At 72.0% G+C, this 25,065-nt stretch carries 23 protein-coding genes, 5 tRNA genes and 1 pseudogene; 9 read left to right on the top strand and 20 right to left on the bottom strand.

What is annotated here, in order from left to right; genetic code table 11:
• Nucleotides 1-108: 108 nt before the first annotated feature.
• Both recG and ACZ4WQ_RS45330 read right to left on the bottom strand, forming a co-directional pair.
• Nucleotides 109-2,382: an ATP-dependent DNA helicase RecG gene (gene recG, locus ACZ4WQ_RS45335; protein WP_311727822.1), complete on the bottom strand. Its 2,274-nt coding sequence runs from the start codon at nucleotides 2,380-2,382 to the stop codon at nucleotides 109-111.
• A gap of 61 nt (nucleotides 2,383-2,443) precedes the next feature.
• Nucleotides 2,444-4,213, bottom strand: coding sequence for a DAK2 domain-containing protein (locus tag ACZ4WQ_RS45330; RefSeq protein WP_398377044.1), 1,770 nt, complete (start codon nucleotides 4,211-4,213; stop codon nucleotides 2,444-2,446).
• 252 nt (nucleotides 4,214-4,465) lie between these two features.
• Here ACZ4WQ_RS45330 and rpmB point away from each other — a divergent pair.
• Nucleotides 4,466-4,576 (top strand): annotated as a pseudogene (gene rpmB, locus ACZ4WQ_RS45325) (50S ribosomal protein L28); the annotation flags it as partial.
• Between the two features lie 212 nt (nucleotides 4,577-4,788).
• Here the strand turns inward: rpmB and thiD are convergent.
• Both thiD and ACZ4WQ_RS45315 read right to left on the bottom strand, forming a co-directional pair.
• Nucleotides 4,789-5,610, bottom strand: coding sequence for a bifunctional hydroxymethylpyrimidine kinase/phosphomethylpyrimidine kinase (gene thiD / locus ACZ4WQ_RS45320; RefSeq protein WP_311727824.1), 822 nt, complete (start codon nucleotides 5,608-5,610; stop codon nucleotides 4,789-4,791).
• A gap of 87 nt (nucleotides 5,611-5,697) precedes the next feature.
• The gene (locus ACZ4WQ_RS45315; protein WP_311727825.1) at nucleotides 5,698-6,666 is read right to left on the bottom strand and encodes a thiamine-phosphate kinase; all 969 of its coding nucleotides are present in this window, start codon (nucleotides 6,664-6,666) and stop codon (nucleotides 5,698-5,700) included.
• A gap of 137 nt (nucleotides 6,667-6,803) precedes the next feature.
• Here ACZ4WQ_RS45315 and ACZ4WQ_RS45310 point away from each other — a divergent pair, with 137 nt between their 5' ends.
• Both ACZ4WQ_RS45310 and ACZ4WQ_RS45305 read left to right on the top strand, forming a co-directional pair.
• The gene (locus ACZ4WQ_RS45310) at nucleotides 6,804-7,037 is read left to right on the top strand and encodes an Lrp/AsnC family transcriptional regulator (protein WP_014176096.1); all 234 of its coding nucleotides are present in this window, start codon (nucleotides 6,804-6,806) and stop codon (nucleotides 7,035-7,037) included.
• A 19-nt stretch (nucleotides 7,038-7,056) separates the two neighbouring features.
• Nucleotides 7,057-7,575 (top strand): DUF3515 domain-containing protein, encoded by a 519-nt coding sequence (locus ACZ4WQ_RS45305; protein ID WP_311727826.1) that lies wholly within the window; start codon nucleotides 7,057-7,059, stop codon nucleotides 7,573-7,575.
• A gap of 58 nt (nucleotides 7,576-7,633) precedes the next feature.
• Here ACZ4WQ_RS45305 and ACZ4WQ_RS45300 read toward each other — a convergent pair whose 3' ends face one another.
• The 3 genes from ACZ4WQ_RS45300 to ACZ4WQ_RS45290 are packed head-to-tail and all read right to left on the bottom strand — an operon-like array spanning nucleotide 7,634 to nucleotide 10,591.
• Nucleotides 7,634-8,806 (bottom strand): D-alanine--D-alanine ligase family protein, encoded by a 1,173-nt coding sequence (locus ACZ4WQ_RS45300; protein ID WP_352133729.1) that lies wholly within the window; start codon nucleotides 8,804-8,806, stop codon nucleotides 7,634-7,636.
• A gap of 34 nt (nucleotides 8,807-8,840) precedes the next feature.
• Entirely contained in the window at nucleotides 8,841-9,842 is a 1,002-nt protein-coding gene (locus ACZ4WQ_RS45295) for an NAD(P)H-dependent glycerol-3-phosphate dehydrogenase (protein WP_385350162.1), read from the bottom strand.
• Nucleotides 9,839-10,591 (bottom strand): lysophospholipid acyltransferase family protein, encoded by a 753-nt coding sequence (locus ACZ4WQ_RS45290; RefSeq protein WP_358847599.1) that lies wholly within the window; start codon nucleotides 10,589-10,591, stop codon nucleotides 9,839-9,841. The genes ACZ4WQ_RS45295 and ACZ4WQ_RS45290 overlap by 4 nt, the downstream gene beginning before the upstream one ends.
• 143 nt (nucleotides 10,592-10,734) lie before the next feature.
• Here ACZ4WQ_RS45290 and cofC point away from each other — a divergent pair, with 143 nt between their 5' ends.
• Complete coding sequence (cofC, locus tag ACZ4WQ_RS45285) at nucleotides 10,735-11,394, top strand: 2-phospho-L-lactate guanylyltransferase (RefSeq protein WP_385350166.1); 660 nt, start codon at nucleotides 10,735-10,737, stop codon at nucleotides 11,392-11,394.
• 104 nt (nucleotides 11,395-11,498) lie between these two features.
• The gene (locus ACZ4WQ_RS45280; protein WP_311727830.1) at nucleotides 11,499-11,702 is read left to right on the top strand and encodes a hypothetical protein; all 204 of its coding nucleotides are present in this window, start codon (nucleotides 11,499-11,501) and stop codon (nucleotides 11,700-11,702) included.
• A gap of 92 nt (nucleotides 11,703-11,794) precedes the next feature.
• Here the strand turns inward: ACZ4WQ_RS45280 and ACZ4WQ_RS45275 are convergent, their stop codons facing one another.
• From ACZ4WQ_RS45275 to leuC, 4 genes are all read right to left on the bottom strand, one after another.
• Nucleotides 11,795-12,385 carry an HU family DNA-binding protein gene (locus ACZ4WQ_RS45275; RefSeq protein ID WP_311727831.1) on the bottom strand — a complete coding sequence of 197 codons (591 nt, stop codon included), beginning with the start codon at nucleotides 12,383-12,385 and terminating at the stop codon, nucleotides 11,795-11,797.
• 125 nt (nucleotides 12,386-12,510) lie between these two features.
• A complete protein-coding gene (locus ACZ4WQ_RS45270) occupies nucleotides 12,511-12,756 on the bottom strand; it encodes an SCO5555 family protein (RefSeq protein ID WP_311727832.1) in 246 nt (81 codons plus the stop codon).
• A 126-nt stretch (nucleotides 12,757-12,882) separates the two neighbouring features.
• Nucleotides 12,883-13,476, bottom strand: coding sequence for a 3-isopropylmalate dehydratase small subunit (gene leuD / locus ACZ4WQ_RS45265; RefSeq protein ID WP_398377045.1), 594 nt, complete (start codon nucleotides 13,474-13,476; stop codon nucleotides 12,883-12,885).
• A gap of 6 nt (nucleotides 13,477-13,482) precedes the next feature.
• Nucleotides 13,483-14,913 carry a 3-isopropylmalate dehydratase large subunit gene (gene leuC / locus ACZ4WQ_RS45260; protein ID WP_311727834.1) on the bottom strand — a complete coding sequence of 477 codons (1,431 nt, stop codon included), beginning with the start codon at nucleotides 14,911-14,913 and terminating at the stop codon, nucleotides 13,483-13,485.
• 140 nt (nucleotides 14,914-15,053) lie between these two features.
• Here leuC and ndgR point away from each other — a divergent pair, with 140 nt between their 5' ends.
• Nucleotides 15,054-15,770: an IclR family transcriptional regulator NdgR gene (gene ndgR / locus ACZ4WQ_RS45255; protein ID WP_089510951.1), complete on the top strand. Its 717-nt coding sequence runs from the start codon at nucleotides 15,054-15,056 to the stop codon at nucleotides 15,768-15,770.
• A gap of 50 nt (nucleotides 15,771-15,820) precedes the next feature.
• On the opposite strand, the gene ACZ4WQ_RS45250 is transcribed toward ndgR, so the two are convergent.
• Nucleotides 15,821-16,303, bottom strand: a complete 483-nt coding sequence (locus ACZ4WQ_RS45250) for a DUF4188 domain-containing protein (protein ID WP_398377046.1) — start codon at nucleotides 16,301-16,303, stop codon at nucleotides 15,821-15,823.
• 94 nt (nucleotides 16,304-16,397) lie between these two features.
• Between ACZ4WQ_RS45250 and ACZ4WQ_RS45245 the strand changes: the two genes are divergently transcribed.
• Nucleotides 16,398-17,045 carry a MerR family transcriptional regulator gene (locus ACZ4WQ_RS45245; protein ID WP_398377051.1) on the top strand — a complete coding sequence of 216 codons (648 nt, stop codon included), beginning with the start codon at nucleotides 16,398-16,400 and terminating at the stop codon, nucleotides 17,043-17,045.
• Between the two features lie 47 nt (nucleotides 17,046-17,092).
• Here ACZ4WQ_RS45245 and ACZ4WQ_RS45240 read toward each other — a convergent pair.
• The 8 genes from ACZ4WQ_RS45240 to ACZ4WQ_RS45205 all read right to left on the bottom strand — a co-directional run bounded on the left by ACZ4WQ_RS45240 (nucleotide 17,093) and on the right by ACZ4WQ_RS45205 (nucleotide 20,316).
• Nucleotides 17,093-17,165 (bottom strand) — tRNA-Glu (locus ACZ4WQ_RS45240).
• 12 nt (nucleotides 17,166-17,177) lie between these two features.
• Nucleotides 17,178-17,249: transfer RNA gene (locus ACZ4WQ_RS45235), tRNA-Gln, on the bottom strand.
• Between the two features lie 13 nt (nucleotides 17,250-17,262).
• Nucleotides 17,263-17,335, bottom strand: a tRNA-Glu gene (locus ACZ4WQ_RS45230).
• Nucleotides 17,336-17,370: 35 nt separating this feature from the next.
• Nucleotides 17,371-17,443: transfer RNA gene (locus ACZ4WQ_RS45225), tRNA-Glu, on the bottom strand.
• 49 nt (nucleotides 17,444-17,492) lie between these two features.
• Nucleotides 17,493-17,564: transfer RNA gene (locus ACZ4WQ_RS45220), tRNA-Gln, on the bottom strand.
• A gap of 192 nt (nucleotides 17,565-17,756) precedes the next feature.
• Complete coding sequence (gltX, locus tag ACZ4WQ_RS45215; protein WP_358847597.1) at nucleotides 17,757-19,244, bottom strand: glutamate--tRNA ligase; 1,488 nt, start codon at nucleotides 19,242-19,244, stop codon at nucleotides 17,757-17,759.
• Nucleotides 19,237-20,031 (bottom strand): fumarylacetoacetate hydrolase family protein, encoded by a 795-nt coding sequence (locus tag ACZ4WQ_RS45210; protein ID WP_311727838.1) that lies wholly within the window; start codon nucleotides 20,029-20,031, stop codon nucleotides 19,237-19,239. Before ACZ4WQ_RS45210 ends, gltX begins: the two co-directional genes overlap by 8 nt.
• 105 nt (nucleotides 20,032-20,136) lie before the next feature.
• Nucleotides 20,137-20,316: a hypothetical protein gene (locus tag ACZ4WQ_RS45205; protein ID WP_398377052.1), complete on the bottom strand. Its 180-nt coding sequence runs from the start codon at nucleotides 20,314-20,316 to the stop codon at nucleotides 20,137-20,139.
• Between the two features lie 568 nt (nucleotides 20,317-20,884).
• Here ACZ4WQ_RS45205 and ACZ4WQ_RS45200 point away from each other — a divergent pair.
• Both ACZ4WQ_RS45200 and ACZ4WQ_RS45195 read left to right on the top strand, forming a co-directional pair.
• Nucleotides 20,885-24,919: a sensor histidine kinase gene (locus ACZ4WQ_RS45200; protein WP_398377047.1), complete on the top strand. Its 4,035-nt coding sequence runs from the start codon at nucleotides 20,885-20,887 to the stop codon at nucleotides 24,917-24,919.
• A 9-nt stretch (nucleotides 24,920-24,928) separates the two neighbouring features.
• On the top strand, nucleotides 24,929-25,065 hold a 137-nt coding region (locus ACZ4WQ_RS45195; protein ID WP_210606506.1), incomplete at its 3' end, for a roadblock/LC7 domain-containing protein.

The raw sequence follows: 25,065 nt of genomic DNA, 5'->3' as shown, positions 1-25,065 counted from the left end.
CGCGATGGGAGGGGGCAGCGGCGGGCCGTACGAAGCCGCTGCCCCTTCACCATATGGCGTCCGGGGCCCTGGCCCCGCCCAGGCCCGGCACCCGCGACTCAGCCCTTGTCAGCCCTTGTCGAGGTACTCCTCGCGCTCCTCGTCCAGGAACGCGTCCAGCGCCGTGCGCAGCTCGGGGAAGGCGGTCAGCTCGGGGTCGGCCGCGACGATGGCCGCCGCCTCCTCCCGGGCCGCCGCGATGACCTCCTCGTCGTCGATGACCGCGAGCACCCGCAGCGAGGAGCGCGCCCCGGACTGGGCCTGCCCCAGCACATCGCCCTCGCGCCGCTGCTCCAGGTCGATCCGGGACAGCTCGAAGCCGTCCAGCGTGGCCGCGACCGCGCCGAGCCGGGCGCGGGCGGGGCTGCCCTCCGGCATCTCGCTCACCAGCAGGCACAGCCCGGCGGCCGAGCCACGGCCGACCCGGCCGCGCAGCTGGTGCAGCTGCGAGACGCCGAAGCGGTCCGCGTCCATGATCACCATGGCGGTGGCGTTGGGGACGTTGACCCCGACCTCGATGACCGTCGTGGCGACCAGGACGTCCACCTCGCCCGCGGCGAAGCGGCGCATCACGTCGTCCTTCGCCTCCGGCTGCATCCGGCCGTGCAGCACCTCCACGCTCAGGTCCCGCAGCGGGCCCTTGGCGAGCTGCTCGGCGATGTCGAGGACCGCGAGCGGCGGCCGCTTCTCGGCCTCGTCCTCGGGGGACGCCGCGGAGGACTTGGCGGACGGCTTCGCCGCGGACTTGGCCGGCTTGCGCGCAGCGCCCTTGGGCCCGTCCCCCTCGTCCCCCTCGTCGCCGATGTCGTCGCCGATCCGCGGGCACACCACATAGGCCTGGTGCCCGGCCGCCACCTCCTCGCGCACTCGCTCCCACGCCCGCGCCAGGAAGTGCGGCTTGTCCTTCGCGGGCACCACATGGGAGGCGATCGGGGAGCGCCCGGCCGGCAGCTGGTCCAGGACCGAGGTCTCCAGGTCGCCGAAGACGGTCATGGCGACGGTCCGCGGGATGGGGGTGGCCGTCATCACCAGCAGATGCGGCGGCTGCTTGCCCTTGGAGCGCAGGGCGTCGCGCTGCTCGACGCCGAAGCGGTGCTGCTCGTCGACCACGACCAGGCCCAGATCGTGGAACTGGACCTTGTCCTCGATCAGCGCATGCGTCCCGACCACGATCCCGGCCTCGCCGGTGACCAGGTCCAGCAGCGCCTGGCGGCGGGCCGCGGCGCCCATGGAGCCGGTCAACAGCACGACCTTGGTGCCCTGTTCGGAGCCGCCCAGCATGCCGCCCTCGGCCAGGTCGCCCATCATCTCGGTGATCGAGCGGTGGTGCTGCTGGGCGAGCACCTCGGTGGGCGCGAGCATCGCGGCCTGTCCCCCGCTGTCCACGACGCCCAGCATCGCGCGCAGCGCGACCATGGTCTTGCCGGAGCCGACCTCGCCCTGGAGCAGCCGGTGCATGGGGTGTTCGGTGGCGAGGTCGGCGAAGATCTCCCGGCTGACGCTCCGCTGGCCGTCGGTGAGGGTGAACGGCAGCCGGGCGTCGAAGGCGTCCAGCAGACCGTCCTCGGCCGGGGCGCGCGGCACCGCGGGCAGTTGGGCGTCGGCGTGCCGCCGCCGGGCGAGGGCCACCTGGAGCACGAAGGCCTCGTCCCACTTCAGGCGGTCCCGGGCCGTGGCGATGTCCGTCTTGGTGCGCGGCCGGTGGATCTTCAGCAGCGCCTCGGGGAGCTCGGCCAGCCCGCGGCCCTGCCGCAGGCTCTCGGGCAGCGGGTCGACCAGGCCGTCCCAGCCGGTGGCCGCCAGGCTGTCGAGCAGCGTCCCGACGGCCTTCTCGATCTTCCAGGACTCCAGCTGGGCGCAGGCGGGATACAGCGGCCGCAGCTGGTTGGCCCAGGCCTCCACGGCCTCCGCGCCGTCCTCCTTGCCGAGCATCTCGTACGCGGGGTGGGCGAGCTGGCGCACATTGCGGAAGACGCCGACCTTGCCCGCGAACATGCCCCGGCGGCCGGGGAGCAGCTCCTTCTGCGCCCCGTAGACGCCCCGGCCGAAGAAGACCAGCTGGAGCCGGCCGCTGCCGTCGGTGAGGGTGACCTCCAGGCGCTGCTTGGTGCCGCGGTCGAACTTGTGCACACGGGCGTCGGCGACCTGCGCCACGACCGTCACATGCTCGTCCAGGGGCAGCTCGGACAGCCGGGTCAGCTCGCCGCGCTCGGCGTACCGCCTGGGGTAGTGGTGCAGCAGATCGCCGATCGTGTGCAGGTCGAGGTGGTCGGCCATCACCTTCGCGGTGTTGCCGCCGAGCACCTTCTTCAGGGGTTCATCCAGCGCGGGCACGCAGTCCATTGCACACCACGGCACCGACAAGCGGGGCCATTGAGTCCGACGAGACGCCTGCTGTGCGGGGCTATTCGATGCCTATGATCAGCGGCACATCGGACTGGCCGCCCGGGTAGACCACCGTGTCGACGGCGAAGTGCCCCTCCCGTACGTGGCGCTCCAGGTGCTCGGCGACACCGTCGGGCAGGTCCGCGCCCAGCACCAGCGTGACCAGTTCGCCGCCCGCGGCAAGCATCCGGTCCAGCACGGTCTCGGCGGTGCCCGCGAGGCCGTCGCCGATCACCGCCACATCGCCGTCGATGAGCCCGAGTACGTCCCCCGCCTGGCACACCCCGGCCATGGTCCAGAACTGGCGCTCGGCGACGGCCAGCTCGGCGTAGCGGGTGGCGCCCGCGGCGGAGGTCATGGCCACGACGTCCTCGTCGAAGCTGCGGCCCGGCTCGTGCACGGCGAGCGCGGCGAGGCCCTGGACCGGGGAGCGGGTGGGGATGACCGCCACCCGTACGCCGTCGGCGCGGGCCTGGGCGGCGGCGGCCGCGGCGGTGTGGCGCAGCTCGGTGTCGTTCGGCAGCAGGACGACCTCCTGGGCGCCGGCCCGCCGGACGGCCTCGGTCAGCTCGCCCGCGGCCGGCCGCTCCCCGGGGCGCGCGGCGACCACGGTCGCGCCGACCTCGGCGCACAGCGCGGCCAGGCCCTCGCCGGGGACGACCGCGACCACGGCGCGCGGTGCGCGCTCCGCGCGGGCGCCCTGGGGCTCGGCGGCGCCCGGCCGGTCCGGGCGGGCGGTGTCGGCCGTGCGGGGCCGGGGGTAGGGCTGGTCGGCGTGGGCCCGGCGGGCGGCGGCGGTGTCGAAGTGGGTGATGCGGATGCGGTGCGGGCGGCCCGCCTCGACGCCCGCCTCCACGGCCGCTCCCGCGTCGTCCACATGGACGTGTACGTTCCACAGCCCGTCGCCGCCGACGACCACCAGGGAGTCGCCGAGCGCGTCCAGCCGCTCACGGAGCCGGGCGACGGCCGGCTCGTCCGCCTCCAGCAGATAGATCACCTCGAAGGCGGGTCCGCAGTCGGCGCCCTCGCCGTCGGGCCCGGCGTCGGCGGCGGCCGCGGGCCCGGGGGCCGGGCAGCATCCGGGGGCCGTGACCGGCCCGTCGGCCGGGGCCCGGCCCGAGGTGGCCTCGGCGAGGGCGCCGAGTACCACCACCAGCCCGTAGCCGCCCGCGTCGACGACGCCCGCGCGGGCCAGCACCCCGAGCTGAGCGGGGGTGGCCTCCAGGGCGGTCCGGGCGCCCTCGTACGCCGCGCGGGCCACCGCGGCCGGGTCTCCCTCGGCGCGCCCCGCGGAGTCGGCCGCGGCCCGCGCCACGGTCAGCACGGTGCCCTCGACCGGGTGGGCCACGCCCAGGTACGCCAGCTCGGCCGCGCGCCGCAGGGCCCGGCGCAGGCCGTCCGCCCCACCGTCGTCGCCGCCTCCGTCGCCACCTCCGTCGCCGCTGGGGCCGTCGCCGTCCGCGAGGACGTCCGCCATGCCGCGCAGCAGCTGCGCCAGGATGGTGCCGGAGTTGCCGCGCGCCCCGATCAGGGCGCCGTGGGCCATGGCGCGCACCGCCTCGGGCAGGCTCGGGCGGGCGGCGGTCCCCTGGGCCGCGGCGTGGCCGTCGAACGCGGCGGCGACGGCCTGGGCGGCGGACTCGACGGTCAGATAGAGATTGGTGCCGGTGTCCGCGTCCGCGACCGGATAGACGTTGATCGCGTCGATCTCCTCGCGAGCGCGGCCGAGCGCGTCCAGCGCCAGGGCGCACCAGGTGCGTACCGCATCGGCGTCGAGCGTGTGCGGCACGTACGTCCTCCTCGGGAGGGCAGGGGGCGGGACCGTTATCGCAGGGTAGTCGCCACCCCCGGCGCAGGCCCGGGCGACCGTGGTAATTTCGGGGTAGCGGAGCAGGCGTTGTATATTGCTCCGGTTGCCCGATGAAAATCGGGCCATTCCCCTGGCATCACCGCCGATCGTTCACGATCCCGGCGCGCCGGGGTTCACCGTAAGTGTCTGTCTCCTCGCGCCAGCGGGGTTGACCCGTCTTTGGAGTAACCCGTGGCTGCCAACTGCGACGTCTGCGGCAAGGGGCCGGGCTTCGGCAACAACATCTCGCACTCGCACCGCCGCACCCGCCGTCGTTGGAACCCCAACATCCAGACGGTGCGCGCTGTGGTCGGTCGGACCCCGAAGCGGCTCAACGTCTGCACCTCGTGCATCAAGGCCGGCAAGGTTTCGCGCTGAATCTCCCGCGCGGGCGGGGGCGACCCCGTGCGCGTGCCGAGTGCGACCCTTCCGGTTGCCGAGCCGGTCCACCTCGTGGTGGACCGGCTTTTCGCATGCCCTGAGTTCCCGGTCCAGTCCCGGGCTCGTCTCCGAGGTCAGCGCCACCGCCAGCCGTGATCCACCGGGCCGATCCCCCGGCCCAGCGGGAATCCGGCCGCGATCGCGCCCGTGACGTACTCCTTGGCCGCCGCGACGGCCTCCGGCACCCCGGCCCCCAGCGCCAGATGCGAGGCGATGGCCGAGGCGAGGGTGCAGCCCGTGCCGTGCGTATGGCGGTTGTCGTGCCGGGGCGCGCGCAGCCAGTGCTCCTCGGTGCCGTCGGTCAGCAGGTCGACCGCGTCGCCGTCCAGATGGCCGCCCTTGATCAACGCCCATCGCGGGCCGAACTCCAGAACCGCGCCCGCGGCCCGCCGCAGATCCCCCTCCCCCGCCACCGTCACACCCGTGAGCTGGGCGACCTCGTCCAGGTTGGGCGTGGCCACGGTCGCGACCGGCAGCAGCCGGGTGCGGACCGAGCCGAGGGCCTCCGCGGCGAGCAGGGCGTCGCCGTGTTTGGAGACCCCGACCGGGTCGACCACGACCGGGGCGGAGACGTCCGCGAGCAGCCCGGCGACGGTCTCGACCAGCTCGGCGGTGGCCAGCATCCCGGTCTTGACCGCCTGCACCCCGATGTCGTCGACGACGCTGCGGAACTGGGCCCGTACGGCCTCGGCGGGCAGCTCCCACGCACCGCTCACGCCCAGCGAATTCTGCGCCGTCACGGCCGTGATCACGCTCATGCCGTGCACGCCGAGGGCCAGCATCGCCTTCAGGTCGGCCTGAATACCGGCACCGCCGCCGGAGTCGGATCCGGCGACGGTGAGGACGCGGGGCGGGGCCATGGGCCTGGTGGGCGGTGGTGCGGGGGAAGTCGCCATGTCGCCGAATCTACTCGGCGTTCCGATGGGCGCTTCCCGAAGGCGCTTCCGGCCGGTGCTTCCGGCCGGTGCTTCCCGTCGGCGCTTCTAGTCGGCGCTCTTGTCCTTGCCGAAGTGGTCCCAGCCCGCGTGCGGCCAGGGCGCGCCGTCCACGGTCACCTGCGGCAGCGCCGAGGGGTTGAGCACCTCGCCGATCACCTTCCAGCGGGCGGGCAGCTTCGCGTCCGGCGGGAAGGTGGCCACGATCGCGTGGTCCTCGCCCCCGTTGAGCACCCACTGAAGCGGATCGACGCCCACCGCCTGCCCGATGTCGGACATCTGGGAGGGGATGTCGATGTCCCCCGAGCGCAGATCGATCCGGACCTTGCTGGCCTCCGCGATATGCCCGAGGTCGGCGACCAGCCCGTCGCTGACGTCGGTCATGGCGGTCGCGCCGAGCCCGGCGGCTGCGGGCCCCGCGTGGTACGGCGGCTCCGGGCGGCGGTGCGCCTCCACGAAGGCGCGCGGCGAGCGGAAGCCGCGGGAGAGCACCGCGTGTCCGGCCGCCGACCAGCCGAGCCAGCCCGTGACCGCGACCACGTCGCCCGGCTGGGCACCGGATCGGGTGACCGGCTCGTGGTTGCGCAGATCGCCCAGAGCGGTGATGGCCACGGTGATGGTGTCGCCGCGCACCACATCGCCGCCCACCACGGCCGCGCCCGCCACCTGGCACTCGTCGCGGATGCCGTCCATCAGCTCGGCGGGCCAGGTCACCGGGAGTTCGGCGGGCACCACCAGGCCCAGCAGGAGCGCGGTGGGCACCGCGCCCATGGCCGCGATGTCCGCGAGGTTCTGGGCGGCGGCCTTGCGGCCGACGTCATAGGCGGTGGACCAGTCGCGGCGGAAGTGCCGGCCCTCCAGCAGTACGTCCGTACTGGCCACGACCCGCCGGTCCGGCGCGGCCACGACCGCGGCGTCATCGCCGGGCCCAAGCCGTACCGCCGGGGTGGTGGTGAGCCGGGAGGTGAGCTCTCTGATGAGCCCGAACTCCCCCAACTCGCCCACGGTGCCCTTCATCCCATTGCCCCTTCGCACTTGTCGCTCGCTGCCCGCCGCGCCGCGCACGCCGCGCGGGTCTCCCCGCGTCGCTCGGCGACGCGGTACCGTGGCGTCCCTTCTCCCCACATGATCCTCGTAGCCGCCCTGGAGGTTCCGTGGTACAGGCGTACATCCTGATCCAGACCGAGGTCGGCAAGGCGTCGACCGTCGCCGACGTCATCGCCAAGATCCCCGGAGTGATACAGGCCGAGGACGTCACCGGCCCGTATGACGTCATCGTGCGCGCACAAGCGGAGACGGTCGATGAACTCGGCCGCATGGTGGTCGCGAAGGTCCAGCAAGTGGACGGCATCACCCGCACCCTGACCTGCCCGGTCGTCCATCTGTGACTCCCCGTATGCTCGGCCCGTGAATTGCGCACACCGTAGCCCCCGCCGCAGGGCCGTCACCACGCCCGCCGCCGTGGCGCTGCTCGTGCTGTCGGCGGCCGGTTGCTCCCTCGTCGGAGACACCGACGGTTCACTGTCCCTCTCGGTTCCCAAGCCGACGGCGGAGGCGGCCAGGCTCTGCCGGGCGCTGCACAAGGAACTGCCGAAGACTCTGGAGGGGCTGAAGCGGCGCACCCCCGAGCCCGCCTCGGACCTCACCGCCGCCTGGGGCGACCCCGCCATAAAGCTGCGCTGCGGGGTCGCGAAGCCCCTCAAGCTCACACCCGGCACCGAACACTACGACCCGTACGTCAACTCGGCCGAGGTCAACGGCGTGAAGTGGCTGCCGGAGCAGCTGGACGACGGCTACCGCTTCACGACCGTGCTGCGCCGGGCGTATGTGGAGGTGACGGTGCCCGGGAAGTACGCGCCGGAGGTCAACCCGCTCGTCGATCTGGCGAGCGCCGTCGAGAAGAGCGTGCCCGAGGGCGTGGTCTGAGAGGCCCCGTACGCACCGGCCCCGGGCGCGCCGCCCGGGGCCATGGCGTCGTCGTCGCCTAGCGCAGCCCCGTCGGGCGGCGCAGCGCGGCCTGGATGAGCCGGTCCACCAGTTCCGGGTAGCTCACGCCGCTCTCCTGCCACATCCGCGGGTACATCGAGATGGGCGTGAAGCCGGGCATGGTGTTGATCTCGTTGATCACGAATTCGCCGTTGTCCTGGAGGAAGAAGTCCGCGCGGACCAGGCCCTCGCAGGACGTCGCCTCGAACGCCCGCACCGCGAGCTCCTGCACCCGCTCGGTCTGCTCCGCGGTGAGCGGCGCGGGCACCACGCCGTCCGCCGAGTCGATGTACTTCGCCTCGAAGTCGTAGAAGTCGTGGGCGGAGACCGGCGGGATCTCGGCGGGCACGCTGGCCCGCGGGCCGTCCTCGAACTCCAGCACACCGCATTCGATCTCGCGGCCGCGCAGCAGCGCCTCGACGACGATCTTCGGGTCGTGGCGCCGCGCCTCCTCGATCGCCTCCTCCAGGCCGGAGATGTCGTCGACCTTGGAGATGCCGATGGAGGAACCCGCGCGCGCGGGCTTCACGAAGACCGGCCAGCCGTGCTCACCGGCGAAGTCGACGATCTTCTTGCGCGCGGCGGCGGGGTCCTGCTCCCACTCGCGGGGGCGGATCACCTCGTACGGGCCGACCGGCAGCCCGAAGGAGACGAACACCCGCTTCATGTACTCCTTGTCCATGCCGACGGCGGAGGCGAGGACTCCGGCGCCCACATAGGGCACGCCGGACAGCTCGAGCAGCCCCTGAAGGGTGCCGTCCTCGCCATAGGGGCCGTGCAGCATGGGAAAGACCACGTCGACCTCGCCGAGCGCCTTGGGCACCGCGCCCGGCTCGGCGTAGACCACCTCGCGGTTGCCCTGCTCGACCGGGAGCAGGACCGAGCCCTCCTCGGACTCGGCGAGCCCCTCGACGCTGGGCAGCACCCGGTCCGCGATGGCCATCCGGTCGGGCTCGTCGACGGTCAGCGCCCAACGCCCGTCGCCCGTGATCCCGATCGGCAGCACGTCGTACTTCTCGCGGTCGATGGCGCGCAGCACCGCGCCGGCGGTGACCACCGAGATGGTGTGCTCGGAGCTGCGGCCGCCGAACACGACGGCGACGCGCAGCTTCCGCGGCTCCCCTCCGGAAGGGGGCGGGACAGGGCTGGGGGCGGGGCTCTGGCTGCTCATAACGCGTTGAGATTACCTTGCGGTCCGGGCGTGGTCAGTGTCGCTCGGGCTTCGCGCTGCGCGACATCAGCTCTTTCAGCGCGACCAGCGGCGGTTTGCCGTCGTGGACGACGCTCACCACGGTCTCGGTGATCGGCATGTCGACGTCGTGCCGCCGGGCGAGATCGAGCACGGACTCGCACGACTTGACGCCCTCGGCGGTCTGCTTGGTGACCGCGATGGTCTCCTCCAGCGTCATGCCCCGGCCGAGGTTGGTGCCGAAGGTGTGGTTCCGGGACAGCGGCGAGGAGCAGGTGGCGACCAGGTCGCCCATGCCCGCCAGGCCCGCGAAGGTGTGCGCGTCGGCGCCCATGGCGAGCCCCAGCCGGGTCGTTTCCGCCAGTCCCCGGGTGATCAGCGACGCCTTGGCGTTGTCGCCGAGCCCCATTCCGTCGGCGATGCCCACGGCGAGCGCGATGACGTTCTTGACCGCTCCGCCGAGCTCGCAGCCGACCACGTCGGTGTTGGTGTACGGGCGGAAGTACGGGGTGTGGCAGGCGGCCTGGAGGCGGCGCGCCACGGCCTCGTCGCGGCAGGCGACCACCGAGGCGGCGGGCTGGCGGGCCGCGATCTCCTTGGCCAGGTTGGGCCCGGTGAGCACGGCGACCCGCTCCGCGGGCGCCTCGGCGACCTCCCCGATCACCTCGCTCATCCGCTTGGCGGTGCCCAGTTCCACGCCCTTCATCAGGGAGACCAGCACGGTGTCGGCGGGCAGCAGCGGCGCCCACTCGGCGAGGTTGCCGCGCAGCGTCTGGGAGGGCACGGCGAGCACGGTGAACTCGGCGCCCCGGGCCGCCTCCGCCGGGTCGGTGGTGGCCCGTACCGACCGCGGCAGCTCGGTCCCCGGCAGATAGTCGGGGTTGGCGCGGGTGGTGTTGATGGCCTCCACGGGGCCGGGCCTGCGGCCCCACAGCGTCACCTCGCAGCCCGCGTCGGCGAGCACCATCGCGAAGGCGGTGCCCCAGGAGCCGGTGCCGTAGACGGCGCAGCGCGTCACTTGCTCTCCTCTTCGGCCGCGGGGGGTTCCCCGGCGGCGCGGGACTTACCGGCCCGGTAGTCGTAGCGCTCGGTGGGCGCGGGCTCCCCGCGCACCTCGGAGAGGAGTTCGGCGACCGCCGCCATGATGTCGTCGGTGGCCGCCCGCAGCACCTCGGCGGTGGGCTCCTTGCCGTAGTACGCGGACAGGTCCACGGGCGGGCCCGCGTGCACCGTCAGCGTCTTGCGGGGGAAGAACCGGGGCCGCTTGGCGTACGGCGGCAGCGCCTGGTTGGCGCCCCACTGCGCGACGGGGATCACGGGCGCCTTGGTGAGCAGCGCGACGCGCGCCGCGCCGGTCTTGCCGCGCATGGGCCACAGCCCGGGGTCGCGGGTGAGGGTGCCCTCGGGGTAGAAGGCCACGCACTCGCCCCTGTTGACGGCGTCCACGGCGGCCCGGAAGGCGTTGGCCGCGTCGGTGGACTCCCGGTAGACGGGGATCTGCGAGGTCCCGCGCAGGAAGGCGCCCACAAAGCCGCCCTTGAAGACGCCGGCCTTGATCAGGAAGCGCGGCATGCGCCCGGTGTTGTACTGGAAGTGGGCGTACGAGAAGGGATCGAGATGTGAGTTGTGGTTGATCGCGGTGATAAATCCGCCGTCGACGGGAATGTGCTCCATTCCGCGCCAGTCCCGCTTGAAGAGGACCACGAGCGGCGGTTTCACCAGGACCGCCGCCAAGCGGTACCAGAAGCCGATTCTGCGGCCGGACACTCGGAACATCCTCCTCTTGGACCCTGCTGACCTGCTGGCTTTGCTGCCCGTCCGGGCAGCCGCACAAGTGTCGCCCCAGACACCCGGTCTGTCGAGCACACCGTAACCCCGCACGTCCCCGGCGGCTCCGACAGCAGGCGAGAATGAGGCCCGTGGGAAGCGATGGAGTCCGTGGGGCGTGGACGCTGGTGGTGCCGCTGAAGCCCTTGTCCCAGGCCAAGAGCAGGCTCGCCGACGCCGCGGGGGACGCTCTGCGGCCGGGGCTCGCCCTGGCGTTCGCGCAGGACACGGTGGCCGCCGCCCTGGCGTGCCGGGCGGTGCGCGGGGTGACGGTCGTCACGGACGACCCGCTCGCGGCGCGGGAGCTGTCGGCCCTCGGCGCCCGGATCCTCCCGGACCCGCCGGGCGGCGGCCTGAACGCGGCGCTCACGCAGGGCGCCCTGGCCGTGCGGCAGCAGCTCCCCACGGCCGCCGTGGCGGCCCTGAACGCCGATCTCCCGGCCTTGCGGCCGGAGGAGCTCGAGCAGGTGCTCGAGGCCGCCTCCGCCTTTCCACGGGCCTTTCTGGCGGATGCGGCGGGGGTGGGCACGACGCTGCTCGCGGCGGCGCCTGGGGTGGAGCTGTCCCCCGCGTTCGGCGGGCCCTCCCGGGCCCGGCACCGGGCGTCGGGGGCGCGGGAGATATGGCTGCGGGGGGTCGACTCGGTGCGGCGCGACGTGGATACGGGCGCGGACCTGCGGGCCGCGCTGGCGCTCGGGGTGGGCCCGCACACCGCGCGCCACCCCGTCCCGGGCCCCGCGTAGCCCGCGGCGCGGCTGCCCACAACCGGGGCTCCGCCCCGGACCCCGGTCCTCAATCGCCGGACGGGCTTGATCTGCCCGGAAAACCCCGCCGCTACGCTGGTTGTATGCAGGCGACCGCGTACACATACGACTCCGAGACCCGCTCCGGCAGCGTGCTGCTGGACGACGGGACCCCGTTGCCCTTCGACGCGGCGGCCTTCGACGCCGGAGGGCTGCGGCTGCTGCGCCCCGGGCAGCGGGTGCGGATCGAGGTGGAGGGCGAGAGCGAGGCGCGCCGCGTCGTCCTGGTGACCCTGCACACCTTCTGACGCTCCAGCCTCCCGAACACACCGCGGGCCGGGCTCCTCCTGGGAGCCCGGCCCGGCGCGTGACGCCGCCCTGCGTGCCGCTGACCCGCGGATCAGCGCTTCCGGGCGGTGGTGGCCTTCTTGGCCGTGGTCTTGCGCGCGGTGGTCTTGCGCGCCGGGGCCTTCTTCGCCGCCGCCTTCTTCGCCGTGGCGGCCGCCTTCTTGACCGTGGTCTTCTTCGCCGCGGCCTTCGCCGGCGCCTTCTTCGCCGCCGCCGCCTTCGCGGGGGCCTTCTTGGCGGCGACCTTCTTCGCGGCGGGCGCGGCCTTCTTCGCCGCGGCCTTCTTGGCCGCCGCCTTCTTCGCCGCGACCTGGAGGCTGCCCTTGGGGGCCTTCTTCACGGCCACCTCGCCGCCCCGCGGGAGCTTCTTCGAGCCGCTCACCAGGTCCTTGAACCCCTGGCCCGCGCGGAAGCGGGGCACCGAGGTCTTCTTGACCCGGACGCGCTCCCCGGTCTGCGGGTTGCGGGCGTAACGAGCCGGACGCTCGACCTTCTCGAACGAGCCGAATCCGGTGACCGAAACTCGCTCCCCGGAGACGACCGCACGGACCATCGCGTCCAGTACCGCGTCAACCGCCTCCGCCGCCTGCTGACGGCCGCCGAGCTTGTCGGCAATCGCTTCTACGAGCTGCGCCTTGTTCACGTCTTCCCCTTCGGAGACATTGCCAGAACGAATGTGTTCAAGCTTTTTCGCACGTTAGGCAGATATATACCGCAAATCAAACACGAAACGGGCTTATCACCCTTGTGCCGCAACGCACTCGGATGTCATGGATGTCCGTCGGAGTCGGGATCTTGGGGGAAACGTCCCTCGTCGAGGTCGTTCATCAACCGCTCGAGACGCCGCGCTGCGTCCGCGAGATCGTGTTTCGCCGCCGCCGTGATGACCAGCAGCTTCCGGGACAGCGCCATCCGTACGCCCTCCGGGACTTGCAGTGAGCGCACCCTTGTGTGCGCTTCCTTGAGCCGGTCCGCGACAAGCCCGTAGAGCTCGAGTTGGCCGTCGCGTTCCATGCACTGATTGTGCCATCTGAGGCGAGTTGTCGCTTCAGGGGGCCTCAACATGCCGATGCGCCGCCGGTCCGGGGACCGGCGACGCATCGTGTCAAACATGCTCTGTCCAGGGAAGACCCAGGGGGCTCAGACCTCAACCGTGCTCGGCTTGAAGGTCGGCCGCCGGGCCTCGTACGCGGCGATCTCGGCCTCCTGCCGGAGGGTGAGACTGATGTCGTCCAGCCCCTCCAGGAGTCGCCATCGGGCGTTCTCGTCAAGCTCAAAATCAGCCGTGATTCCCTCGGCTCGAACCTGGCGGTCGACCAGGTCCACGGCGACCTCGGCCGACGGGTCGGCCTCGACCAGCTTCCACAGCCGGTCCACGGTCTCCTGCGGCAGCACCACCGTCAGGAGGCCGTTCTTGAGGGAGTTGCCACGGAAGATGTCGGCGAAGCGCGAGGAGATGACGGCCTTGAAGCCGTAGTTCTGAAGCGCCCACACCGCGTGCTCACGCGAGGAGCCGGTGCCGAAGTCGGGGCCGGCGACCAGCACGGTCGCGCCCTTGCGCTCGGGGCGGTTGAGCACGAAGTCCGCGTCCTTGCGCCAGGCCTCGAAGAGCCCGTCCTCGAAACCGTCGCGGGTGACCTTCTTGAGCCAGTGCGCGGGGATGATCTGGTCGGTGTCGACGTTGCTGCGGCGCAGCGGGACGGCCCGGCCGGTGTGCGTGGTGAATGCTTCCATGACTGCTCAGGCCCCCACGGGAACGGTTGCGTCGGCGTCGGACAGATCGGCGGGCGAGGCCAGATGGCCGAGGACCGCGGTGGCAGCGGCCACCTGCGGCGAGACCAGGTGGGTGCGGCCGCCCTTGCCCTGCCGGCCCTCGAAGTTGCGGTTGGAGGTGGACGCCGACCGCTCGCCGGGCGCCAGCTGGTCGGGGTTCATGCCCAGACACATCGAGCAGCCCGCGTGCCGCCACTCGGCGCCGGCCGCGGTGAACACCTTGTCAAGCCCCTCCTCCACGGCCTGGAGGGCGACCCGCACGGAGCCGGGGACGACCAGCATCCGCACCCCGTCGGCCACGGCACGGCCGGACAGGACGGAGGCGGCGGAGCGCAGGTCCTCGATACGGCCGTTGGTGCAGGAGCCGACGAAGACGGTGTCGACCTTGATGTCCCGCAGCGCCTGACCAGCCGTCAGACCCATGTACTCCAGGGCCTTCTCGGCGGCCAGCTTCTCGCTGGCGTCCTCGTAGGAGGCGGGGTCGGGGACGCGGGCCGACAGCGGCGCGCCCTGGCCCGGGTTGGTGCCCCAGGTGACGAACGGCGCGAGCTCGGCGGCGTCGATGACCACCTCGCGGTCGAAGACCGCGTCGTCATCGGTGCGCAGCGTGCGCCAGTACTCCACGGCGGCGTCCCAGTCGGCGCCCTGGGGGGCGTGGGCGCGGCCCTGGAGATACGCGAAGGTGGTCTCGTCCGGGGCGATCATGCCCGCCCGGGCGCCGGCCTCGATGGACATGTTGCAAACGGTCATCCGGGATTCCATCGAGAGCTTCTCGATGGCGGAGCCCCGGTACTCGAGGACATAGCCCTGGCCGCCGCCGGTGCCGATCTTCGCGATGATCGCCAGGATCAGGTCCTTGGCCGTGACCTCCTCGGGCAGCTCGCCCTCGACCGTGATCGCCATGGTCTTGAAGGGCGCGAGCGGCAGCGTCTGGGTGGCCAGCACATGCTCGACCTGGCTGGTGCCGATGCCGAACGCGAGCGCGCCGAAGGCGCCATGGGTGGAGGTGTGGCTGTCACCGCAGACCACGGTGGTGCCCGGCTGGGTCAGTCCCAGCTGGGGGCCCACCACGTGGACAACGCCCTGCTCGACGTCGCCGAGCGGGTGCAGCCGTACGCCGAACTCCGCGCAGTTCTTGCGCAGCGTCTCCAACTGGACCCGGGAGACCGGGTCGGCGATCGGCTTGTCGATGTCCAGGGTGGGGGTGTTGTGGTCCTCGGTCGCGATGGTGAGGTCGGTGCGACGGACCTGGCGGCCGGCCTTGCGGAGGCCGTCGAAGGCCTGCGGGCTGGTCACCTCGTGGAGCAGGTGCAGATCGATGAAGAGGAGGTCGGGCTCGCCTTCGGCGCGCCGGACGACATGGTCGTCCCAGACCTTCTCCGCGAGTGTCCGTCCCATCGCTTTCCCTCCGGCCGGCAACATCGCCGGCCCTGCTCGTGTGGCTGCGCACCCTGGTCTATGGGCCCGCCATTACAGAGTGGCGCGTCGCCTCGTAAATTGAACTTGCGTTTCACAGTGTGAGACGCGAATATCGTTTCATGGACAACTCTAGTGGCGTCGGCGTTCTCGACAAGGCGGCTCTGGTACTGAGCGCTCTGGAGTCCGGTCCGGCCACCCTCGCCGGGCTGGTCGGGGCCACCGGTCTCGCGCGCCCCACGGCGCACCGGCTCGCGGTAGCGCTCGAGCACCACCGGATGGTGGCGCGTGACATGCAGGGACGCTTCATCCTCGGCCCGCGGCTGGCCGAGCTGGCCGCGTCGGCGGGCGAGGACCGCCTGCTCGCCACGGCGGGCCCGGTCCTCACGCATCTGCGGGACGTGACCGGGGAGAGCGCGCAGCTGTATCGGCGCCAGGGCGACATGCGCATCTGCGTGGCGGCGGCGGAGCGGCTGTCCGGACTGCGGGACACCGTGCCGGTGGGCTCGACGCTGCCCATGAAGGCCGGCTCCGCTGCCCAGATCCTGATGGCCTGGGAGGAGCCGGAGCGGCTGCACCGCGGGCTCCAGGGGGCCCGTTTCACGGCGACCGCGCTGTCGGGCGTACGGCGGCGCGGCTGGGCCCAGTCGATCGGCGAGCGGGAGCCCGGCGTGGCCTCGGTGTCCGCGCCCGTACGAGGCCCGTCCAACCGCGTGGTCGCGGCGGTCTCGGTGTCCGGGCCGATCGAGCGACTGACCCGGCACCCGGGCCGGATGCACGCCCAGGCGGTCATCGACGCGGCCGCGCGCCTGACGGACGCCCTCCGCCGGGGCGCCTGACCCCCGGCCGGGCGCTCAGCCCGGTGGCAGCCGGGGGAGAACCGAGCCCTTCAAAGAGCGAGCCGGTCGGCCGCGCGGTCACCGCGGCGGCCGACCGGGATGACGCCGGTGGCCTTGGCCAGGCCGAACTCCGGCATGTTGATGTAGACGGCCTCGTGCGCACCGGCCGGGACGACGAAGGTCTCGTGCCAGAAGCCGACCTTGCCCCGGCCCTCCCGCATCCGCCGGTTGAACGCCGCCCAGGCCGGCCGGTGCGCCTTGCCCTGGTCAGCCGCGTACGCCAGCAGCTTCTCGTGCGACTCCCAGTACTGGACGACGTAGATCAGCCGCGGCGGGCCGAACAGCAGCTGGTACCCCAGCATGCCGCTGTCCTTGTCCCGCGACAGCTCGCGCAGCATCCGCGGCATCGCCCGGAACACCGGCCACCAGCTGCGCAGCGCCCGGAAGCGGTTGATCCGCATGCCGATCATGAAGACGGTCACCCCGCCCTCGGCGTCGGCGGTCATGCGCCCGGCTATCGGCTTGGCACCCATGGCGATCCCCTCATCCCTCACAACGCGGTAATCTCGGATAGCGGCACTATCCAATGATTGGATAGTGTCACTCTCCAACCAGGAAGGCAAGTGGATGCGTCTCAAGGAGCTGAGCCAGCGCAGCGGGGTGCCCACCGCGACGATCAAGTACTACCTGCGCGAGCGGCTGCTGCCGCCCGGCGAGCGCGTCAGCGCCACCCAGGCCGAGTACGGCGAGGAGCATCTGCGCAGACTGCGGCTGGTGCGGGCGCTGATCCAGGTGGGCCGGGTGCCGGTGGCAACGGCCCGGGAGGTACTGGAGACCGCGGAGGACGAGTCACTGCCCCAGAACACCCGCATGGGTGCCGCGGTCTGGGCGCTGCCGCACGGCCCGGAGCCGGCCGAGGACGACCCCGAGACGGCGGACGCCCGGCACCAGGTCGACACCCTGCTGGAGCGGCTCGGCTGGACGTACGGCCAGGAGCTCGGCGACACCTCTCCCGCGTACGGGATGCTGGTGGCGGCCATCGCCTCGCTGGCCCGTCTCGGCTATCCGCACGAGACCGACCATCTGCTGCTGCATGCCCGCCTGGCCGCCGAACTGGCCGTCGCGGACCTGGATCTGGTCGAGAAGTACGGCGGCTCCCCCACGGAGCGGATCGAGGCGGTCGTCGCGCTGACGGTGCTGTACGAACCCGTACTGCTGGCCCTGCGGCGACTCGCGGAAACCGAGGAATCCGGCCGCCGTTTCACCGATTCCTGACACGAAAAAGCCCTCCGTGAAAAACACGCAGGGCTTTCGCAATAAAGTACCCCCGACCGGATTCGAACCGGCGCTACCGCCTTGAGAGGGCGGCGTGCTAGGCCGCTACACAACGGGGGCTTGAGTACTGCGCTGGGCTACCAGGACTCGAACCTAGACTAAATGAACCAGAATCACTCGTGCTGCCAATTACACCATAGCCCATGGTATAGACCAGTACCCCCGACCGGATTCGAACCGGCGCTACCGCCTTGAGAGGGCGGCGTGCTAGGCCGCTACACAACGGGGGCCCTAGCGATCTCCGTCTCCGTAAAGAAGAGATCCGTACCCCCGACCGGATTCGAACCGGCGCTACTGCCTTGAGAGGGCAGCGTGCTAGGCCGCTACACAACGGGGGCTTGGTCCTGCTGATCAAGAGACTTACGGAAGTACCGAAAAGATCCCTTGCTGGGGTACCAGGACTCGAACCTAGACTAAGTGAACCAGAATCACTCGTGCTGCCAATTACACCATACCCCACCAAAACTCCACCCTTTGAGGGGTGTTGTCTGGTTTTGCGCCCCGGTCCGGCCTCTCGGCCCGCCCGGGCGGCGCAGGAAGAACATTACCCGATGGTGGACGGGCCACCAAAACGAGTATCGACGCGTCGCGGACGCCGAAGGCGACCACCGGAGCCCGGTGACCGCCCTCGTACGCGCGTGAGCTGCCGCCCTACGCCGTCAGCTTCGCCAGCGCGGCGTCGACACGGGCCAGGGTGCGCTCGCGGCCCAGGACCTCCAGCGACTCGAACAGCGGCAGGCCGACCGTGCGGCCGGTGACGGCGACTCGCACCGGCGCCTGGGCCTTGCCCAGCTTGAGGCCGTGCTCCTCGCCGGCCGCCAGGACCGCCGCCTTCAGGGTCTCGGCGTTCCAGTCGGCCTCGGCGAGTCGGGTGCGGACCGAGGCGAGCAGCGCGTCGGCGCCCGGCTTCATCGCCTTCGTCCAGGACGCCTCGTCCGCCACCGGCTCGTCGAGGAAGAGGAAGTCCACGTTCGCGGTGATGTCGGACAGCACCGTCAGCCGGGTCTGGGCCAGCGGGGCCAGCGTCTCGAAGGCCTCCGCGTCGAAGGCCTCCGGGGCCCAGGGCGCGTGCGGCGCCTTCAGCCAGGGCTCGCAGGCCTCGATGAACGCCTTCACATCCAGCCGCCGGATGTGGTCGGCGTTGATCGCCTCGGCCTTCTTGAGGTCGAACCGCGCCGGGTTGGCGTTCACATCCGCGATGTCGAACGCGGCGACCATCTCGTCCAGCGGGAAGACATCCCGGTCGGGCGCCAGCGACCAGCCCAGCAGGGAGAGGTAGTTGAGCAGACCCTCGGGGAGGAAGCCGCGCTCCCGGTAGAGGTTCAGCGAGGCCTGCGGGTCGCGCTTGGAGAGCTTCTTGTTGCCCTCGCCCATCACATACGGCAGATGACCGAAGGCGGGCACGGTGCCGCTTCCGACGCCGATCTCGGCGAGGGCGCGGTAGAGCGCGATCTGGCGCGGGGTGGAGGACAGCAGGTCCTCGCCGCGCAGCACATGCGTGATCTCCATCAGCGCGTCGTCCACCGGGTTGACGAGCGTATAGAGGGGGGCGCCGTTGGCCCGCACGATGCCGTAGTCCGTCACGTTCTCCGGCGTGAAGGTGAGCTCGCCGCGCACCAGGTCGGTGAAGGTGATCGGCTCGTCCGGCATCCGGAAGCGCACGATGGACGAGCGCCCCTCGGCCTCGTACGCGGCGCGCTGCTCGGCGGTCACGGTGCGGCACTTGCCGTCGTAGCCGGAGGGCCGACCGGCCGCTCGGGCCGCCTCGCGGCGCTCCTCCAGCTCCTCGGCGGTGCAGTAGCAGCGGTAGGCGTGACCACTCTCCAGCAGTTGGTCCGCCACCTCGCGATAGCGGTCCATGCGCTGCGACTGGCGGTACGGGGCGTGCGGGCCGCCGACCTCGGGGCCCTCGTCCCAGTCGAGGCCCAGCCAGCGCATCGCGTCCAGCAGCTGCTGGTAGGACTCCTCGGAGTCGCGGGCGGCGTCGGTGTCCTCGATACGGAAGACCAGGGTGCCGCCGTGGTGACGGGCGAACGCCCAGTTGAACAGGGCGGTACGGACCAGGCCGACATGGGGGTTGCCGGTCGGCGAGGGACAGAAACGTACCCGCACGGGAGCGGAGGGGGTTGCGCTAGCCACGCTTGATCACCTTGTTGGTGAGAGTGCCGATGCCTTCGATGGTGACGGCGACCTCGTCGCCGACGCTGAGCGGTCCGACGCCCGCCGGGGTGCCGGTGAGGACGACGTCGCCGGGGAGCAGCGTCATCGCCTCGGTGATGTGCACGATCAGATCCTCGATCGGACGCACCATCTCACTCGTGCGGCCGAGCTGGCGCTGCTCCCCGTTCACGGTGCAGCCGATGCCCAGGCCCGCGCCGATGTCGGCGGGGTCGATGCCGGTCTCCACCCAGGGGCCCAGCGGGCAGGAGGTGTCGAAGCCCTTGGCCCGCGCCCACTGCTTCTCGCGCTTCTGGACATCGCGCGCGGTGACGTCGTTGGCGCAGGTGTAGCCGAGGATCACGTCCTTGACGCGCTCCCGGGGCACCTCCTTGCACATCCGGCCGATGACCACGGCCAGCTCGGCCTCGTGGTGCACGTCCTCGGAGAAGGAGGGGTAGACGATGGGGTCGCCGGGGCCGATCACGGAGGTGGACGGCTTGAAGAAGGCGACCGGGACGTCGGGGACCTCGTTGCCCAGCTCGGCGGCGTGCTCGGCGTAGTTGCGGCCGATCGCCACGATCTTGTTGGGCAGGACGGGCGGCAGCAGCCGGACCTCGCTCAGCGGGACCGTCCGGCCCGAGCGCTCGAATTCGGCGAAGGGGTGGCCCTTGATGATGTCGATCACGGGACCGTCCTGGGCGGACGGTCCGTCCTCGACCACGCCGAAGGCGACGCTGCCGTCGATGGAGAACCTGGCGATGCGCACGGGAAGCTGCTGCCTCTTCACTGGACTGGCTGGAGACTGACGCTCCAGGCTATCGCTCCGTGTCCCGCGCATCCCCGCCCATTTCCCCCGGGGCGGGCGACAGGCTCAGCTGTTGGGGGCCTCGTTCAGGATGGTGCGCTTGGGGTTCGCGGTCTGCGTCGGGAGGTCGACGGAGTGCTCCGGCCGCTCCTCGGCCGCGGACTTCAGCTCGCCGGCGTCCTTCAGATGCGCCAGGGTGGTGCGCCGCGGGTTGGCTATGGTGCGGACCATCATCGTCGTCTTCACGTGAGTCATGCCTCGTGTTGTTGTCGTTTTGACCGGCTGTGTAAAGCGTCAGGCTAGAGGCCCCTTTGCCCACCGATCCGGGAAAGAAGTCACGATCGGTCTGTGAGTTTCCTCACCAGCCACCGGGCAAATGCCGCATTGACGACACCCCCCACAACTCCCCGAAACGGACATTGCCACCCGGAATGCGACGTTCCGATCTTGATCATCGCCACCCGGACACGAGCACTTTGCGGGCAACTCGCAGAAAAAAGTCCGTTATCGACAAGATGGCTTTCTACATCCGGTAATAAATCCCGTACTGAGCGTCACACCCGTCACAGCATTTTCGCTTGCCCTTGTTGCAGCATCCGGCACTGTGCTGGAATTCCCGGGACCGCCGCGGACACAGCCGGCGCGCAGGGGGCACAAGGAGAGGGAGACGCCGAGCGGCGGTGGCTCCTCTTCTCGAACGGAAGGAAGCGCGCCGGTCACTCACGACCGCCAGGGGGGCCTGACCGTCCCCCGTGACTCGACACCGTTTCACCGCACCGCCGGTGAAGCGCCTGGTCCAGAGGTTGCGACACTAGTGCAGGGACGTTTCAAGAGGGAAGGTAAGGGGTCTCCCCCAGCCCACCAGGGCCGAGGGGAAGCTTCGGCGGACCCGGAGCCGCGCGGAGGGACCGACCGCGGCTCCTCGCCCCAGCGCGCCCAAGTCACCGGACGAGCCCCGGCCGACCACCAGAGCCCGGATTCCGGTGCGCAGACCGGCGTCTCAGCCGGGGCCGCGCCGACAGACCAACCCAAGCCGAAGGCCCCCAGCGGACCGGGCACCCGGCTCGCCCTGCGCAACTGGCGCATCAGTACCCGGCTGGTCTCGCTGCTGGCGCTGCCCGTGGTCGCCGCGACCACCCTCGGCGCGCTGCGTATCAACAGCTCGCTGGACAACATCGAGCAGCTCGACCGGATGAAGCTGCTCACCGAGATGACGCAGCAGGCGACCCAGCTGGCGAGCGCGCTCCAGGAGGAGCGCGACAAGTCGGCCGCGCCGCTGGCCGGCAAGGCCAGCGCCAAGGACGACCGCATCGTCGCCACCCGCGAGAAGACCGACCGCGAGGTGGCGGCGTTCAACCGGGCCACCCAGGACCTCGATCCGGGCGACAAGGCGCTGGCCGGCGTGCAGTCCACGCTCGTGGACATCAGCAAGCAGCTCGGCAAGATCAGCCAGATCCGCGACGGCGCCTACCAGGACGATCAGTACTACTCGCTGACCGCCCAGGACTACAACGAACTGATCGACTCACTGCTGCTGCTGTCCCAGGACATGGCCCAGGCCACCAGCAACAGCGACATGATCAACAGTACCCGTGCGCTGGCCACCTTCTCCTCCGCCAAGGAGTACGCCTCGATCCAGCGCGCGCTCATCAGCGCCGCGCTGGCCGACCCCAAGGGCGCCGAGTTCTCCGCCAACGACCGCCGCTTCGCCAGAACCGCGGTGGACAAGGAGGAGGAGGCGCTTCGGCGGTTCAACCAGATCCGCGAAGGCAACTCCGAGGACCTGCTGGAGCCGCTGGACAGCCGCGCGGACATCAAGGCGGCGACGCTGTACGCCGACCGCGCGGTGCGCGACCCCAACGGGCTCCAGGCCGAGAAGCGCACCGCCATCGACTGGTACGACCAGGACTCCATCAAGATCGATGAGATGGCCCGGATCGAGCAGACGCTGCTCGGTGAGATGAAGCAGAAGGCCCGCGATCTACGCGCGGAAGCCCAGCAGGACGCGATCCTCAACGGCGCCCTGATCCTGCTCGTCCTCGGCGTCACGCTGGTCGGCGCGTTCGTCGTCGCCCGGTCCATGGTCCGCTCGCTGCGCCGGCTCCAGGACACCGCCCAGGACGTCGCCCAGAAGCGGCTGCCGGAGCTGGTCAAGCAGCTGTCCGAGTCCGACCCGCAGGACGTGGACACCTCCGTCGAGTCGGTCGGTGTGCACAGCCGGGACGAGATCGGCAAGGTGGCCGCGGCCTTCGACGACGTGCACCGCGAGGCCGTCCGGCTGGCCGCCGAGCAGGCGCTGCTGCGGGGCAACGTCAACGCGATGTTCACCAACCTCTCGCGCCGCAGCCAGGGCCTCATCCAGCGCCAGCTCTCGCTCATCTCCGAGCTGGAGAGCCGCGAGGCCGACCCGGACCAGCTGTCCTCGCTCTTCAAGCTCGACCACCTCGCGACCCGTATGCGCCGTAACGGCGAGAACCTGCTGGTCCTCGCGGGCGAGGAGCCCGGCCGCCGGTGGACCCGGCCGGTTCCGCTGGTCGACGTGTTGCGCGCGGCGGCGTCCGAGGTGGAGCAGTACGAGCGCATCGAGCTCAGCTCCGTCCCCATGAACGAGGTGGCCGGCCGGGTCGTCAACGACCTGGTCCACCTGCTCGCCGAGCTGCTGGAGAACGCGACCTCGTTCTCCTCGCCGCAGACCAAGGTCAAGGTCACCGGTCACGCGCTGCCCGACGGCCGGGTGCTGGTCGAGATCCACGACACCGGCATCGGGCTCTCGCCCGAGGATCTGGCGGCGATCAACGAGCGGCTGGCCAGCCCGCCCACGGTCGATGTGTCGGTCTCCCGGCGCATGGGCCTGTTCGTGGTCGGCCGGCTGTCGCTGCGCCACGGGATCCGGATCCAGCTGCGGCCGTCCGACTCGGGCGGCACCACGGCGCTGGTCATGCTGCCGGTGGACGTCGCCCAGGGCGGCCGCAAGCCGGGCGCTCCGGCGCCGGGCAACGCGGGCCAGGGTGGCCCGGGCGGCCCCGGTGGTCCCGGCGGTCCTGGTGGTCCCGGTGGTCCCGGCGTCCCTGGCGGCGGCTCGGCCGGAATGCTGGGCTCCCTGCCGTCGCGGCGGCAGGTTCCCGGCTCCGGCTCGCGGGCCGCGCTGCCCGGCAGCGGGGGCGGTGGGCTGCCCACCCGCCCCGTCGGCGCGGGCGCGGGCGCGCCCCCCTCGGGCGGCGCCCCCTCCGGCCAGAACCTCTTCGAGGGCGGCAACCGGCCCCCGGCCCAGCGGAACGCCCCGGCGGGCCCGCCCGGCGACTTCGCCGGCCGTCCCCCGCTCCCCCAGCGCGGCGACGCGCGCCCGGACGGGTTCGGCGGCGGACGCGGCGAAGGCCCGACCGTGGCCCCGCCGACCGGCGCCCCGATGCGCGCGGACTCCCCCGGCGACCAGGGCGGCCGTCCGCAGCTGCCCTCGCGTGGCGCGGCGCCCGAACTCCCCGGCCCGCAGCAGCCCGGCACCAGCTGGGGCGCTCGCCGGTCGGGCGAGGACGACTGGCCCACCACGCGCGAGGCGATGGACGCGCCGCGCGGGCACGAGGAGAACGACACCACCGGCCCGTTCGCCCGGCCCCAGCTGGGCGAGAGCCCGAGCATGTTCGAGCCGCGGCGCGCCCCGGGTGACACGGGCGAGTTCCCGCAGCCCCGGTTCGGCCAGCCGGCAGGACAGGGCGGCCGCGGCCCGGGCGACACGGGAGAGTTCCCCCAGCCCCGGTTCAACGAGCCCGCAGGACAGGGCGGCCGCGGACCCGGCGACACCGGCCAGTTCGCCCGACCCGACCTCGGTCGGGGCCCGGGCGACACGGGAGAGTTCCCCCAGCCCCGGTTCAACGAGCCCGCAGGGCAGGGCGGCCGCCGCCCCGGCGACACCGGCGAATACGCCATGCCGGGCCGGATGGACGGCCGCGGCCCGGGCGACACGGGAGAGTTCCCGCAGCCCCGGTTCAACGAACCGGCAGGGCAGGGCGGCCGCGGCCCGGGCGACACCGGCGAGTTCCCCCAGCCCCGGTTCAACGAACCCGCCGGACAGGGCGGCCGCGGACCCGGCGACACCGGCCAGTTCGCCCGACCCGACCTGGGCGCCCCGCGGCCGGGGGCCGACACCGGCTCGTACCGCCAGGGCGGTCCGGGCGTCGGGCGCGACCAGAACTCCGGCACCGGGGAGTTCCCGCTGCCGCAGCGGCCGGGCGGCCGGGGCGCCGAGACGCCCGGCTCGCTCCCGCCCGCGGGGCCCGGCGACGGCCGGACGCCGATCTTCGACACCATCGAGTCGGACTGGTTCCGCTCGCAGGACGGCGGGTCCCTCGGCCGCGGCCAACGGCTCGCCCCCGAGCCGCCGGAGTCCGGCCGCCCCGCGTCCGCCGTGCCCCCCGCCCCGCGGCGGGACAGCGGCGACGGCCAGGGGATCGGCGCCGGATCCGGCGCCGGCACCACGGCGAACGGCGCCGGGACCAACGCGAACGGCTTCGGCCCCGGGGCGAACGGCACCAGCCCGGCGTCCAACTGGCGTACGTCGCCGAACGACGAGCGCTGGCGCCGCGCCGAGCAGCTCCGCGAGGGGCCCGCGGCGGGCGGCATAACGTCGTCCGGCTTGCCACGCCGCGTACCGCGCGCGAATCTCGTGGAAGGCGCCGCACAGCCACAGCAGCAATCCGGTCCGATCGGACCGCAGGTTTCGCGCGCGCCCGATGACGTGCGCGGGAGGCTGACCAACCTCCGCCGGGGGATCCAGCAGGGCCGCCAGGCCGGAACCGGTCCGGACGGCAATCACGATCGCGGCGTAGGCCCGACTTACCAGCAGGAGCGTTAGTTGAGCCCGATGAGCCAGGCGGCGCAGAATCTGAACTGGTTGATCACGAACTTCGTGGACAACACCCCCGGGGTGTCGCACACGGTGGTGGTCTCCGCCGACGGACTCCTTCTGGCGATGTCCGAAGGCTTCCCCCGTGACCGAGC

Source organism: Streptomyces sp. NPDC028305 (assembly GCF_055569495.1).
The sequence above is the reverse complement of the archived record's forward strand: the minus strand, read 5'-3'. Positions and strand labels throughout refer to the sequence as shown.

What these genes read in the sequence shown, in the direction of transcription:
- recG (WP_311727822.1), bottom strand. Translation starts at nt 2,382, where the DNA reads ATGGACTGCGTGCCCGCGCTGGATGAACCCCTGAAGAAGGTGCTCGGC.
- thiD (WP_311727824.1), bottom strand. Translation starts at nt 5,610, where the DNA reads ATGGCGACTTCCCCCGCACCACCGCCCACCAGGCCCATGGCCCCGCCC.
- ACZ4WQ_RS45315 (WP_311727825.1), bottom strand. Translation starts at nt 6,666, where the DNA reads ATGAAGGGCACCGTGGGCGAGTTGGGGGAGTTCGGGCTCATCAGAGAG.
- ACZ4WQ_RS45300 (WP_352133729.1), bottom strand. Translation starts at nt 8,806, where the DNA reads ATGAGCAGCCAGAGCCCCGCCCCCAGCCCTGTCCCGCCCCCTTCCGGA.
- cofC (WP_385350166.1), top strand. Translation starts at nt 10,735, where the DNA reads ATGAGGCCCGTGGGAAGCGATGGAGTCCGTGGGGCGTGGACGCTGGTG.
- ACZ4WQ_RS45280 (WP_311727830.1), top strand. Translation starts at nt 11,499, where the DNA reads ATGCAGGCGACCGCGTACACATACGACTCCGAGACCCGCTCCGGCAGC.
- ACZ4WQ_RS45270 (WP_311727832.1), bottom strand. Translation starts at nt 12,756, where the DNA reads ATGGAACGCGACGGCCAACTCGAGCTCTACGGGCTTGTCGCGGACCGG.
- leuD (WP_398377045.1), bottom strand. Translation starts at nt 13,476, where the DNA reads ATGGAAGCATTCACCACGCACACCGGCCGGGCCGTCCCGCTGCGCCGC.
- leuC (WP_311727834.1), bottom strand. Translation starts at nt 14,913, where the DNA reads ATGGGACGGACACTCGCGGAGAAGGTCTGGGACGACCATGTCGTCCGG.
- ndgR (WP_089510951.1), top strand. Translation starts at nt 15,054, where the DNA reads ATGGACAACTCTAGTGGCGTCGGCGTTCTCGACAAGGCGGCTCTGGTA.
- ACZ4WQ_RS45250 (WP_398377046.1), bottom strand. Translation starts at nt 16,303, where the DNA reads ATGGGTGCCAAGCCGATAGCCGGGCGCATGACCGCCGACGCCGAGGGC.
- ACZ4WQ_RS45245 (WP_398377051.1), top strand. Translation starts at nt 16,398, where the DNA reads ATGCGTCTCAAGGAGCTGAGCCAGCGCAGCGGGGTGCCCACCGCGACG.